9 protein-coding genes are annotated in these 13,401 nt (G+C 69.9%); 6 read left to right on the top strand and 3 right to left on the bottom strand.

Features of this window, described 5'->3' with window-relative positions; translation table 11 throughout:
- Positions 1-35 precede the first annotated feature (35 nt).
- Positions 36-1,055: a LacI family DNA-binding transcriptional regulator gene (locus AB0B61_RS49730; RefSeq protein ID WP_358448083.1), complete on the bottom strand. Its 1,020-nt coding sequence runs from the start codon at positions 1,053-1,055 to the stop codon at positions 36-38.
- A gap of 286 nt (positions 1,056-1,341) precedes the next feature.
- Between AB0B61_RS49730 and AB0B61_RS49735 the strand changes: the two genes are divergently transcribed.
- The 3 genes from AB0B61_RS49735 (at position 1,342) to AB0B61_RS49745 (ending at position 7,951) form a co-directional block, all read left to right on the top strand.
- Positions 1,342-1,512: a hypothetical protein gene (locus tag AB0B61_RS49735; RefSeq protein ID WP_358448085.1), complete on the top strand. Its 171-nt coding sequence runs from the start codon at positions 1,342-1,344 to the stop codon at positions 1,510-1,512.
- Positions 1,509-3,713 (top strand): glycoside hydrolase family 36 protein, encoded by a 2,205-nt coding sequence (locus AB0B61_RS49740; protein ID WP_358448087.1) that lies wholly within the window; start codon positions 1,509-1,511, stop codon positions 3,711-3,713. The genes AB0B61_RS49735 and AB0B61_RS49740 overlap by 4 nt, the downstream gene beginning before the upstream one ends.
- An 83-nt stretch (positions 3,714-3,796) precedes the next feature.
- Positions 3,797-7,951 (top strand): discoidin domain-containing protein, encoded by a 4,155-nt coding sequence (locus AB0B61_RS49745; protein WP_358448089.1) that lies wholly within the window; start codon positions 3,797-3,799, stop codon positions 7,949-7,951.
- A gap of 174 nt (positions 7,952-8,125) precedes the next feature.
- Here AB0B61_RS49745 and AB0B61_RS49750 read toward each other — a convergent pair whose 3' ends face one another.
- Positions 8,126-9,004 carry a DUF1963 domain-containing protein gene (locus tag AB0B61_RS49750; RefSeq protein ID WP_358448091.1) on the bottom strand — a complete coding sequence of 293 codons (879 nt, stop codon included), beginning with the start codon at positions 9,002-9,004 and terminating at the stop codon, positions 8,126-8,128.
- Between the two features lie 116 nt (positions 9,005-9,120).
- The gene (locus tag AB0B61_RS49755) at positions 9,121-9,543 is read right to left on the bottom strand and encodes a DUF3592 domain-containing protein (RefSeq protein ID WP_358448092.1); all 423 of its coding nucleotides are present in this window, start codon (positions 9,541-9,543) and stop codon (positions 9,121-9,123) included.
- Positions 9,544-9,772: 229 nt separating this feature from the next.
- Here AB0B61_RS49755 and AB0B61_RS49760 point away from each other — a divergent pair, with 229 nt between their 5' ends.
- From AB0B61_RS49760 to AB0B61_RS49770, 3 genes are read left to right on the top strand one after another with little or no spacing between them, the layout of a single operon-like run.
- Positions 9,773-11,314 (top strand): amino acid adenylation domain-containing protein, encoded by a 1,542-nt coding sequence (locus tag AB0B61_RS49760; RefSeq protein WP_358448093.1) that lies wholly within the window; start codon positions 9,773-9,775, stop codon positions 11,312-11,314.
- Positions 11,311-12,591 (top strand): hypothetical protein, encoded by a 1,281-nt coding sequence (locus AB0B61_RS49765; RefSeq protein ID WP_358448095.1) that lies wholly within the window; start codon positions 11,311-11,313, stop codon positions 12,589-12,591. Before AB0B61_RS49760 ends, AB0B61_RS49765 begins: the two co-directional genes overlap by 4 nt.
- A 32-nt stretch (positions 12,592-12,623) precedes the next feature.
- Positions 12,624-13,400: an enoyl-CoA hydratase-related protein gene (locus tag AB0B61_RS49770; protein ID WP_358448097.1), complete on the top strand. Its 777-nt coding sequence runs from the start codon at positions 12,624-12,626 to the stop codon at positions 13,398-13,400.
- Position 13,401 lies beyond the last annotated feature (1 nt).

Genomic DNA, 13,401 nt, shown 5'->3' on the forward strand with positions numbered 1-13,401 from the left:
GATCGCCTGAAGCGGCATTGCACCGATCCGTCGTGTCACCCTCGTGGCGGAGCGGTCGACTCCCGCACCACGAGCTGGGGTACCACGACGCTCGAGGTCGCGGTCATGTCGCCGTCGACGAGCTGTTCGAGCATGGTGAAGGCCCGCTCTCCGAGGTCCTCGAAGTCCTGATCGACGGTGGTGAGCGACGGCTGCCACATGGCGACCAGCGGCTGGTCGTCGAACCCGACGACAGAGATGTCACGGGGTACGTGTATCCCGCGGTCGGCCAGTGCGCGCATGAGGCCGATGGCGATCTCGTCGTTGCCGCACAGGACGGCGGTCACGTCGTCACGGCCGGCGATCCGCTCGCCCCAGCGGAATCCAGAGGTGACGTCCCACTCGGCGTTCATCACCGCGGGGACGGGAATCTTGGCGTCGGTCAGTGCGGCGCGCCAGCCGTCGGTGCGCCCGGAGTGCTTTCCCGCGGTTGGGCCCGCGATGTGGTGGACAGTCCGGTGCCCGAGCCGGAGCAGGTACTCGGTGGCCTTCCGTGCGGCCGTGCGCTCGTCGATGAGCGCGGCGGGGACGCCGCCGGGCCGGCGCGAGCCACCGCCTGCCACGATCACGGGGAGCCCGTCGGGGAGCATGTGCCGGGCGTTGATCCCGGCGCGATCGAACTCCAGGACGATCGCACCGGCGGTCGGCTGGGCGAGCGCGAGATCGATGGCGCGCTTGACGTCGTCGTCCTCGCCTGACTCCACGACGGTGATCGTCACCGACATCCCCGCCTTGCGGGCCGCGGTCTCGATGCCCTGGAGGGTGCGGGCGTAACCGTAGTTGGCCGTCGCTCCGGCGAAGACCGAGACGAGGGTGCGCCGACCGGAGCGCATCGAGCGCGCGGCGCCGTTCGGGCGGTAGCCCAGGCGCTCGATCGCCTCGTGGACGCGGCCGGCGAGCTCGGGAGCGACGTACTTGGTCCCGTTGAGGACACGCGAGACGGTCGGCACGGACACCCGGGCGGCACGGGCGACATCGGCCAGAACCGGTGCGCGGTAGCCCTTCTGCGTGGTCATGCACCGAGGATATGCGCTGCACTCGTCGGATCATCGTTTTCCCACCGGCGTACGGCAGCAGATTTCCTGGAGGTAGCGAATTTGCTACGGGCTCTTGTCAGGATGTTGGGCGTATGTAGGATAACGATATCCCAGACAGGGGCTCAGAGGTGGGTCAATTGGTGCGGGATGTCAGATCGATTCCTCGCCGGGCCCACCGGCGGGGATGTGTCCACGCGCCCGGGGGACAACGATTTCCCGTCGAGATGATTCGGGAGCGTGCACAGGCCGTCTCGAAAGAGAGCTGATGAGGATCAAGCGCACCCGCTCCGTGACGACAGGGATCGCCGCCGTGGCGACCGCGCTCGGGCGTGACCGTCGGCTCACTCAAGTGACCGCCGCCCCGTCCCCCGCCGGGCCGTGGAGTGAGTGGCGCGACGAGTGGACGATCGACCCGGTCACCGGAGCGGTCGCGTGACCGTCACGCTGCCTGGGCTGCCCGAGGAGGACGAGCAGCACCTCGAGTGGGGCAACGACGTCCTCCGGCTCGTGATCGCCCACGGGCCGGACACCGCCCCCCGGCTCGTGGCCCTCTGGCACGCCGCCGAAGGCGGGCCGGACCTGATGGCGTTGCGTCGTTCGGCACTGCCGGTGCTGGAGACGGCGGTCCTGGGCGAGGGCCGGTCCGGGACGTCCGGCAAGCGGCACGTCGACGGCGCGGCCGCCCAGCGGCTGCGCCTCACCGGCCACCGCGAGCGGCGCGACGGCGACCGCACATGCCTGGAGCTCGACCTCGCCGAGGAGGAGGCCGGGCTGCGCGCCTGCGTCACGTACGAGGTACACGACGGCGTGCCGGTGGTGCGGTCGTCGGCGACGGTCACCGCGGTCCGCCCGGCGGTCCTCGACCACGCGACCACCGGCGTACTCTCGGGCCTCGGCCATGGCGCACGCTGGGAGGAGGAGCTCGTGCTCTGGGCGGCGGCCAACCCCTGGAGCGGCGAGTTCCGCTGGTGCCGCGCCACGCTCGCCGAGCGCGGGCTGATCGACGTCGGCATGGTGCGCCACGGCCAGGTCGGATCCAAGAACCGCGTCAGCCTGACCTCCACCGGCGCCTGGTCCACGTCCGAGTACCTCGCCCAGGGCATCGTCGAGGACACCCGCACAGGACGGATGCTCGCCTGGCAGGTCGAGACCAACGGCGCCTGGCACGCCGAGCTCGGCGACCGGTACGACGACGTCTACCTGCTCGCCACCGGACCGACGACCCTGGAGCACCAATGGGCCGGCGCCGTGGGACCCGGAACGCAGGTGCGGACCGTGCCGGTCAGCCTCGCCGTCGTGCCCGGGCACCCGGACGGGCGCGAGACCACCCTCGGCGCGGTCGCCGCCGCATTGACCACGCACCGCCGTCGCGTCCGCCGCCCCCACCCCGACCACGACCGGTTGCCCGTCGTCTACAACGACTTCCTGAACGGCCTGATGTCCGACCCGACGACCGAGCGGGTCCTGCCCCTGGTCGAGGCCGCCGCCGACCTGGGCGCCGAGTACTACGTCATGGACGCCGGCTGGTACGACGACGAGCTCGGCGGGTGGTGGGACTCCGTCGGCGCCTGGGAGCCCTCCATCAACCGGTTCCCTGGCGGAGGGCTCGGGGCCGTGCTCGACCGGATCCGCGACCTGGGGATGAAGCCGGGGCTGTGGCTCGAGCCCGAGGTCGTCGGCGTGCGCAGCCCGGTCGCCCGGAGCCTGCCCGCCGAGGCCTTCTTCCAGCGGCGCGGGCACCGGGTCACCGAGTGGGGCCGCCACCAGCTCGACCTGCGCCACCCGGCGGCCCGCGGCCACCTGGACGCGGTCGTCGACCGCCTCGTGGGAGAGTTCGGCCTGGCCTACCTCAAGCTCGACTACAACGTCGACATCGGCCCGGGGACCGACGCCGGGCGCGGCGAGCCGCTGGGCAACGGGTTGCTCGGCCACGACCGCGCCCTGCTCGACTGGGTCGGCGCGGTCATGGACCGGCACCCGGGCCTGGTCGTCGAGGGCTGTGCCGCCGGAGGCTCACGCACCGACGCCGCGACCGGGGCCGTGTTCCCGATCCAGTCGCTGACCGACCAGCAGGACTTCCGGCTCACACCCCCCATCGCGGTCGCGGCGCCCCTGGCGATCCCGCCCGAGCAGGCCGGTGTGTGGGCGTCCCTCGACGGGACGATGACGCTTGAGGAGACGGCGTTCTCCCTGGTGACCGCCCTGCTCTCGCGGGTCCATCTGGCCGGGCGGATCGACACCCTGCGCCCCGGGCAGCAGGCCGCCGTCCGCGAGGCGCTGGCCGTCCACCACGCCGTCCGCCACGCCGCGGCGAGATCCGTGCCCGTATGGCCCCTCGGCCTGCCCGGCTGGCGCGACCCGTGGGTCGCACTCGGCGCGCGCGACGGCGGAGACCTGTACCTGGCGATCTGGCGCCGTGCCGACGACGAGGGCCGCGAGATCCGGGGCGGGGACAGCGTGCACCTGCGGCTACCCGGGATGGTCGCCACCGGGGGCGTGCAGGTCCTGTATCCGACGTGGGGCGGTGAGTCCGCCGCGGTCGTCGACGGCGGCACCGTGGTCGAGGTCAAGCTGCCGGCACCGCTGTCCGCCCGGCTCCTGCGGGTCCAGGTCGCCGACCGGCCGGGCCCTTCGTGATGAAGGCGACCAGGAGGCCCTCGTCCCTGAGCAGAGGTACAGCGCGGCCGGCCGGCTGCGTCCTACGAGAGAGGAGACCGACGATGATCACCACGAGGCTCGGCCGGCTACGACACTGGCGGCGCATGGCCGCAGCCAGCGTGGTCGTGGTCGCGCTGAGCACCACGCTCGCCGTACCAGCCGACGCGGCGGCCGCCGAGGTCACCGGGACGGCGTTACCCAAGATCGTCGAGACGACGAGCGACGCCGGGTTCGTCCACCCAGGCGTCGGACTGACCGCCGGCAACCTGGAGAACATGCGGACCCAGGTGCTCGCGGGCACCAAGCCGTGGGCCGGCTACTACGACGCGATGATCCAGACCGGGTTCGCCTCACGGACTTTCAAGGCGCAGAACGCGGGCACGTCGGACGAGCAGCCGCTCAGCGACGCCTACAACGCCGTCTCGATGCGCTCCCGCGCGCTCAACGACGGCGTGGGCGCGCTGACGCAGGCGCTGCGGTACGTCGTGACCGGCGAGGAGGTGTACCGGGCCAACGCACTGCACGTCATCCGCACGTGGAGCAGCCTGGACCCGGCCAAGTACCGCTACTTCGCCGACGCGCACATCCACACCGGCGATCCGCTGTACAAGATGCTCATGGCCGCCGAGATCATCCGGTCCACCACCCCGGTCAACGACACCCTCGACGGGTACGACCTGCGCTGGACCGACCGCGACCAGCAGCGGATCAAGGACAACCTGATCCACCCGGTCCTGAACACGTTCCTGTACTCCCAGAACCGGCTGTGGAACCAGCACCTGTACGGCGTGGTCGGCATGATCGCGGCCGCCATCTTCCTGGATGACGCCGACCTGTACGCCGAGCGCGTCGAGTGGTACACCGTCAACTCGACCTACACCAGCGAGCACACGATCAACGGCGGCGACGTCAACGGGTCCCTCGCCTCGCTCTTCCGCGTCATCTCCGCCGACGACAAAATCAACCCGTACGGGCACGATTTCGTCCAGCACATGGAGATGGGGCGCGACCAGGCGCACGCGCAGGGCGACGTCGACATCCTGACGACGCTCGCACGGATCGTGAACAACCAGGGCACCCGGCTCGACCCGGTGGCCGGCACCGTGTCCACCGCCGGGAACGCCGTCAGCCCGTATGAGTTCCTCGGCAACCGGACCCTGGCCGGCGGCGACGTCTTCTACGCGTTCATGCTCGGCGAGGACGTGCCCTACGTCGACACCTCCGGCGGATCCGGCAAGCTCTCCGGGGCCTACCGCGGGCGGCTGATCGACTCGGTCAGTGAGCTGTACTACCAGTACACCTATGTCGCCGGCGTCGACGTCAAGGCCAAGGCGCCGCACGTCGCCGAGGTCTTCGCGCACCGCGACGGCCCGCTCTACTACAACGGCACCGGGGTGGCGAACTTCTGGAACCTGCGCGGCTCGGACTTCAACGCCGCCGAGTACTGGGTGGCGTTCCCGCCTGAGCTCGCCGGTTCCAGCGACTCGGTGCCACCGGTTCAGGACGGTCCCGAGCTCGATGTCGCCCAGTTCGGCCACGCCGTCGGCGACGGCGCGCAGCCGGGCGCCGACGAGGACGGCACCCGGTACGTGCGCCTCGACGCCGCCGCCGACCAGGGGCGGCTCGCGGTGCGCCGGGCCGTGTGGCCCGGCCGCGCCGGCACCGCGCTCATCGGGTTCAAGGTCCGCACCGATGCGGTCGCGACCCTCGAGGTCCGGTCCGCGCCGGGCGCCCAGACGCACGCGACCGTCCAGCTCCCCGACACCGGGGGGCGGTGGCGCTACGTCACGCTCGACATCGACCAGGCCAGGCACCCCATCTCCCCGGTGGGCGACAACATCGTGTTCCTGCGCGCCACCGGTGGCAACGGGCACGTCGACGTCGCAGGAGTGCTCGCGCAGGCGAACGGGACGCTGACCCCGGCCGTCTTCGCCGCCGGCGACTCCTTGGCCGCCGTGGCCGTGACCGGCGAGCCGTTCACCCGCATGCTGTTGGCAACGGGCGGCAGCCCGATCACGTTCCGCATGCAGGGCTCGCCGTCGTCGGCCACCCTGTCCAGCGACGGAAAGCTCACCTGGACCCCTTCCGCCGGCGACACCGGAAACCACACGTTCCTTGTCGTCGCCTCCGTCGGGGAGACCGACACCGCGCTGCCGATCACCGTCACGGTCGCCAAAGACCGGGCGGCGGCCGTCGAGGCGAGCCTCGACGGGCTCAAAGCGCCCGAGACGTACACGACGGCCACGTGGACCGACGTCGCCGCCGCTCGGGACGCCGCCCTGGCCGCGGTCGCCGACGCCGGCTCCGCCGAGTTCGCGACGCTGCTCGAGGACCTGCGCGTCGCCGTCGACGGTCTCGCGCTGCTCAACCCGCGGCTGGAAGACCGAACGCTCGACTTCTCCAGGATCGTCACCTCCCCGCTGCCCACCCCGACCCTCGTCGCCCTGACCGACGGCGACAACCAGACCACCTGGGGCGACCAGCGCGTGCTGAGCGTCGTGCTCGACTTCGGCGTCGGCTACCGGCTCCGCGCCGACGGGTTCGGGTTCCTCGCCCGGGACACCTTCCCCAACCGTGCCGAGGGCACCAACGTCTACGGCTCCGTCGACGGTCAGACCTGGACCCTGCTCACGGAGCACCCGAACGCCGGCGACGACGTCGGCATCGAGCGGGTCCCGGTCCGCGCCGACCTGCGCGACACCGCCTACCGGTATCTCAAACTGCAGGTTGACAAACCCGGCGTGCCGTCCGACCCCGCCTACCCGGGCATCTGGACCCTCGCCGACTTCCGCATCGACGGCGAGCGCTCCGAGGTGGGCCTGGACACCGTCCTGGACCTGGCCGATGCCGTCGACCTCGCCCCGTACTCCCGCGCGTCCGCGATCCTGTTCACCCGTGAGGCCGGCGCTGTGCGGGCCCTCGCGCTGGAGCAGGGCGCGGACACCCGGGCGCTGGCCGTCCGCCTCCTCGACGCCTGGGAGCTGCTGGAGCCCGCCCCGGTCGGGGTCGCCAAGGTCCAGCAGCCGTGGGTCACCGCCAGCAGCCCGTCCTGGGACGGGCGCAAGGACGCCGCCGCCAACGGCTGGTCGATGTTCGACGGCAACGCCACGACCTTCACCGACACGACCCAGTCCTCCGGATGGGTCAGCGTGATCCCGGAGAACGGCGCCACCTTCACGGTGGAGTCCGTGCGATTCCTGCCCAGGGACGGGTTCGCCGCCCGGGCGAGCGGCGTCCAGTTCCAAGGCTCCGGCGACGGCGGGCAGACCTGGCAGACCTTCGCCACCGCCGGCACCGTGACCAGCGCCTCCTGGAACGAGATCACTCTCGACCAGCCGGTGACCTACGGGGCCGTGCGCGTCCTGGCGCCGTCGGGCAACACCAACCTCGCGGAGGTCCAGCTCGTACGGACGATCGTGGACACCACGGCCGTGCGGCTCTACCTGGCCGAGACCGACGGACTCGCGAAGGACGACTGGACGCCGGAGAGCTGGGCGACGCTCACCAACGCACGCACGTCCGCCTCCGCGCTGGTCGCCGACGGGGCCGAACCGACCCAGCAGGCCGTCGACGCGGCGGCCGGCGGCCTCGCGAACGCCGTCGCCGCCCTGGAGCCCGCGGTCCCCGCCGGGACCACCACCGAGCCGCCCGGCCAGGGCGTCCTGTCGAGCGACAGCGGCTGGGCCGACGGGCTCGCGGATGGCAACCACACTGTCACGATGAGCTTGTGGTGGGGCCCGAACGCCACCCGGGTCAAGCTCTACGAGAACGGCGAACTCATCGCGACCCGCGACCTGACCGACGACACCCCGAAGGCCCAGCACGTCTCCGTTCCGGTCACCGCGCGCCCGAACGGTGACTACGAGTACGTGGCCGTCCTGATCAACCGGAACGGGCAGAGCACGACCAAGCCGCTGACCGTTCGCGTCACCGACGCCGAACCCGGCGTCGGCGTGCTTTCCCACGACAACTGGGACAAGAACGACTCGTACACCGTCTCCTTCGACCTGTGGTGGGGGACCAACGGCACGGCCTACCGGTTGTACGAAGACGGCGTGCTCATCGACACCCGGACGCTGACCGCGGCGACCCCCGCTGCCCAGCACGTGGCCACCGCACTGACCGGCCGGGCCGCCGGCGAGCACACCTACCGCGCCGAGTTGGAGAACGCGGCCGGCGTCACCCGGACTCGCGAGATCGTCGTGAAGATCCGCTGACCGGGAAGGCCGCCCGCCACTTCGCGGGGCCTGTTCGAGCACGTGGAGGGCTGGAGAGCCGATCGGGCTTCCCAGCCCTCACGGAGGGCGACACGCTTGCCCGGCGGGCCAGCGCTTGATCAACCCATCCCTCGGGAGGAGACCGCCCCCGCGAAAGGACACGAGATCGCGGTTCTACCAGTCGTCGGGGTTGGCTCGCACCTGGCTCATGTCGCCTGCCCGGAGTGCTTTGGCCGGGGCGACAAACCGCACAATGCCCCCGTCGCCCCACTCCCACATGTCGGTGCCGGCCAGAGTGAGCAGGTGAGCATAAGGCTCCTCCTGCGACAGCTCCTGCAACAGGTCAACGCCGTAGCTGCGGATCGGCGGCCAGCCGAACGCCTGATTGCTCATGCCACCCCACTCGATGCCTTGCTCGTCCACGCAGTACCGCGGCCAGGCATCATCGCCGAACTTGTCGACCACCAGCCAGCCCGGATTCACGCGGTAAAGCGATGACGGCTCGATCTCATCTCCGTAGTCGAGGGTGTTGAGTACCGGATCGCAGTCGTAGGACGACATCGAGGGCAAAGTGACGGCAGGGTTGGCGCGCATCCGAACCCGGTCGAACCTCGGGGCCGGATCCGGTGCCGGGACCTCGACCGCGCGTTGCGGGTCGGCAGGCACGACCCGGCATACCCGGGGATCGTCATAGCTGAAGCTGCCGGCATCTTTCGGAACCTCCTTGGATCCGGTCCATGGATCCAAGAAGAAGAAATTGAGCAGCGCGGACCCGGTCGACGGGATCTGATCACCGAGCCATGGGCCGAGCGCGCCGACATCGAGCACGGCGTACAGGCTGAGCGGCACACCCGCGTACACAGGCCACTGTGTGCCCGGCTCCAGCAGCGCCGGGCCGCCCCACCGGCACAACCCGGTCGCCGCGGCGTCATCATCCGCGGGCTTCAGATCGAACCCGGGCCGCGCCAACGCCACCAGCTGGCCCCCCACGTGCTCACCCAGATGTTCAACGCACAGCTCACGCACGCCGGACAGCGCCTCTTCGTACCTCACCCGACCATGAAAGCAGCACAATGCCCCTGAAGATCACCAGTTCCGAACGTTTCAGATCAGGGGAAGGCCAAGCCATCGGCACGCTGGATCTAGCACCGGGCCTTTCGGCTGCACTCTCAGAAGCCAGAGAAACGAGAGAAAGCAGAGAAGAAGGCCAGGCCGATGACGACCGCGATGAGCCCGACGACGATTCCGCTGTAGCCGCCGCCGACGTCGTCCGCAGGCACGGCGTTGGTCGGGTCCTCCGGGTCGTAGAGCACCTCGGTCTCGTTGCCGATGCCAAGGTCGGAGGTGGTGGCTGCCTCGGTGGTGATTTCCCGCCCCTCCACGGTCGTGAAGGTCAGAACTGGCCGCTGCAACGCCCTCAAGTGCTCCCCCCGCCCCACGAACGTGGTCCGGACGTCGCTGACCACGCCTGGCACCCGCTGCGCCTGCCGGACGAACTGCTTGCCGTCGATGATTCCCTTGATCGACCTCAGAATGATCAATGCTCCAAACGCCACGAACAGCAGCGGGAAGTACGGGAACAGATCTTCCAACGTGGATCTCCTTGGGTCGGCTGCATCGTAGAACGTCCTAGAGGACCGAAGGTTCCCGCCGTGTGTGACACCCGGCAGGCGCCGGGTGGTTGCCGAGATCCCGTCGCAGCCAGGGCGAATCGATGGTGAAAAGTTCACCCCATCGTTGAACCGGGTCGGCGGCTACATCGTTTCGAAGATCAGCCAAACGCGGACAGCAAGCTCACGTCGACTCAGCGGGAGACTTCCAGTGACACTGCGTCTGAATCGCTCGGCTCTCGTCGATCTTCCTTCTGCGGATCGGATCCTGTTCCAGAGTTTCGGCGCCGGCCCGGAGGCCGCCCCGGCGTTCGACCGCATTCACCATGCCTTCGAGGCCCACGCCAAGGCCACGCCGACCGCGACCGCCGTCACTCATCTCGGCGAGAGCATGACCTACCTGGAACTCGACCGCCGCGCCGACCGTCTCGCCGCCTCGCTCGCCCACCGTGGCGTGCGTCCCGGCGACCGCGTCGGCCTGTTCATGACACGGTCGATCCCCATGGTCGTGGGCATCCTCGCGATCTTGAAGGTCGGCGCGGCCTACGTGCCGCAGGATGTCCGGATCACCCCGGCCGTCCACCTTCGCCACATCATCGACACGGCCTCCGTCAAGGTGATCCTGACCTCCTCTGATTCGGCGCCGAGGATTCCCGCCGGCGATCGTCACGAGGTCATCGCGGTGGACGAGGTCCCGCGCTCGGGCGAGTGGTCCGCGCGAGTCCCGGGCGGGTCGGGCGACGTGGCGGTGGTCATCTTCACCTCTGGGACGACCGGCCATCCCAACGGTGTCAGCGTGACCCACGCCAACCTGTGCAACATCCTGCTGAACGAGCCGGGCTCCCTGGGAATCGGCCCTGGCACCAGGGTGGCCCAGATCCTCAACATCGCCTTCGACATGGCGGTTTGGGAGATCCTTGGAGCCCTGTCGCACGGCGCCACGGTCGTCATCCGCGGCGACGACATCGAGGAGACCGTGCGCGACGTCGACGTCGTCATCGCCACCCCGGGAATCCTGGGCTCCCTCGACGCCTCTCGGTGCCGCAACGTCAAGGTGGTCGCGGTCGCGGGCGAGCGCTGCCCCCAGCATCTGGCGGACACCTGGTCTCGCTTCAGCGCCTTCCACAACGCGTGCGGACCCACCGAGGTCACCATCGTGAACACGATTCAGCGCTACGATCCGCGGCGCCGCGTCCTGACCATCGGCAGACCGCTCCCCAACACCATGGTCTACATCCTCGACCAGGACGGCAGGCCGTGCCCGATCGGCGAGATCGGCGAGATGTGGGCGGGCGGCGCTTGCGTGACCGCGGGCTATCTTGGAAACGACGTCGTGACCATGCAGAGGTACCAGCCCGATCCCTTCCGTGGCGGCGGCCACATGATGTTCCGCACGCGCGACCTGGGCCGCTGGACACCGGACGGTGAGCTGGAACACCACGGCCGCACCGACGACCAGGTGAAAGTCAGAGGCTTCCGGGTCGAGCTGGACGCGGTCACCGGCGCACTGGAGCTGACCGCGGACTGCGCCCGCGCCACCACGATCCTGCGCGAGGGCGAGCTGATCGGCTTCGTCAGCCCGGCGAGCGTGGACGTCGAGGCGGCGAGGAAGTCCGTCGAGCAGGCGCTGCCGTACTATTGCGTGCCCTCTCTCGTCGTGGCGGTGGACGAGCTGCCGATGACCGACCGCGGCAAGGTCGACAAGAACGCCCTGCCCGACCTGATCGACCCGCTGATCGACGTGGTCGCATGACGGTCGTGCGCTCCTTGCCGGATGCGCTCGAACTGCCTCCGCCGCGCTCGGCGATCAGGATCCTCGGCAGTGGCCGGCGCTGCATGCACTACAACCGGCTCGCCGCCGTCGTGTTGGCCGTCAACACAGGGTTCCTCGTCCACGCGATCACCGCCGGCTGGTGGGCCGACCCGAGCACCCTGTCCCTCCTGGTGGTCGCCAATGTCACCCTGGCCGTGCTGATCCGCCAGCAGTACGTCATCAACCTGCTCTTTCACGTGGCCACCGATGCCCCCGTCCGCTGGCCGCTGGCGGTCCGCCGCATTCTGGGCAAGGTCTACCATTTCGGTGGACTACACGTCGGCGGGGCGGTCGCGGCCACCCTGTGGTTCGCCTTCCTCACCGGGGTGATGACCGTGCGCCCCGCCGGGGTCTCCGCGGGGCTGCTCACGCTCGCGTACGTGATCCTGGCGCTGCTGCTCGCGATGGTGGTCTTCGCGCTGCCCTCGCTGCGGGCGCGGCTCCACAACGTGTTCGAGGTCGTGCACCGGTTCGGCGGCTGGACGGTGCTCGCCCTGTTCTGGGCGCATGCGCTGCTGACCGCGGCCCACCAGGCGACGTTCTGGGCGCTCACGGCCATCACCTTCAGCGTCGCGCTGCCGTGGCTGCGCCTGCGGCGCGTGCCTGTCCGGATCTCCAGGCCGTCGTCGCACGTGGCCCTGCTCGGGTTCGACTACGGCGTCACGCCGTTCGCGGGCTCGTCGACCACCGTGAGCCGTAACCCGCTGATCGAGTGGCACTCCTTCGCCAATGTGCCCGCCCCCGGCAGGAACGGCTTCCGGCTCACCGTCTCGCGGGCCGGCGACTGGACGGGGTCGCTGATCGACGACAGTCCCTCTCACCTGTGGGTCAAGGGCATACCGACGGCCGGCGTCGGCAACATCGACAAGCTGTTCGCGCGCGTCGTCTGGGTGGCCACCGGCAGCGGCATCGGCCCGTGCCTGCCGCACCTGCTGTCGCGCGACACGCCGTCGCGGCTGGTCTGGTCGACACGGCGCCCCCGCACTACATACGGCGACGAACTGGTGGAGGAGATCCTCGCCGTGCAGCCGGACGCGGTCGTCTGGGACACCGATGCCAACGGCAAGCCCGACCTTCTGGCCCTGGCCTACCGGGTGTATGTGGAGTTCGACGCCGAGGCGATCATCTGCATCTCCAACAAGAAGACCACATGGCACCTCGTCGAACAGCTTGAGATGCGGGGTGTCCCCGCGTACGGAGCGATCTGGGATTCCTGACCTGACAGCGCGTGATCTCTGGAGGACGATCCATGGCTTTCCGAACACTGACGGTCGACGACAATGACGAGATCGTGACGCTCGCCATTGACCGGCCCGGCGTGCTCAACGCCCTGTCCCGGCAGACCCTCACCGAGCTGCGACGCTTCCTCACCGGCCTGACCGGCTTCCGCGGGATGATCCTCACCGGTTCGGGAGAACGCGCCTTCGTCGCCGGTGCCGACATCCGGGAGATGGCGGCGATGACGCCGGAGGAGGGCGAGGAATTCGGCAGGCTGGGCCAGGAGGTCACCCGGCTGATCGAGGCGGCGCCGTTCCCGGTGATCGCCTGCGTGAATGGGTACGCGCTCGGGGGCGGGTGTGAGCTGGCCATGGCCTGCGACTACATCTACGCGACGGCGGACGCCGTATTCGGCCAGCCGGAGGTACGGCTCGGGCTGATCCCCGCCTTCGGCGGATGCGTGCGGCTGCAACGTCACGTCGCCCCCGGCCGGGCCCGGGAGATGATCTACACGGGCCGCAACGTCGATGCCGGGGAGGCCCTGCGGATCGGCCTGGTCAACCGGGTCTTCGTGACCAGGAAGGAGATGCTGGAGGCGGCATACGAGTCGTTGGCGCTGGTCTCAGCGAACTCGCCGATCGCCGTGGCCTTGTGCAAGGAGGCCGTCAACGACTCGCGCGGCCGGGAGATCGGCGCCGCGCTCGACATCGAGGCGCACGCCTTCCGCCGCACGTTCACCAGTGAGGACATGCGCGAGGGCACCCAAGCCTTCCTGAGCAAGCGAAGGCCCGTCTTCCCGGGAAAGTAAC

It is taken from the genome of Nonomuraea sp. NPDC049158 (genome assembly GCF_040648335.1).
GTDB lineage: Bacteria > Actinomycetota > Actinomycetes > Streptosporangiales > Streptosporangiaceae > Nonomuraea.

Coding starts and splice junctions, on each gene's coding strand:
- AB0B61_RS49730 (WP_358448083.1), bottom strand. CDS start 1,055: ATGACCACGCAGAAGGGCTACCGCGCACCGGTTCTGGCCGATGTCGCC.
- AB0B61_RS49735 (WP_358448085.1), top strand. CDS start 1,342: ATGAGGATCAAGCGCACCCGCTCCGTGACGACAGGGATCGCCGCCGTG.
- AB0B61_RS49745 (WP_358448089.1), top strand. CDS start 3,797: ATGATCACCACGAGGCTCGGCCGGCTACGACACTGGCGGCGCATGGCC.
- AB0B61_RS49765 (WP_358448095.1), top strand. CDS start 11,311: ATGACGGTCGTGCGCTCCTTGCCGGATGCGCTCGAACTGCCTCCGCCG.
- AB0B61_RS49770 (WP_358448097.1), top strand. CDS start 12,624: ATGGCTTTCCGAACACTGACGGTCGACGACAATGACGAGATCGTGACG.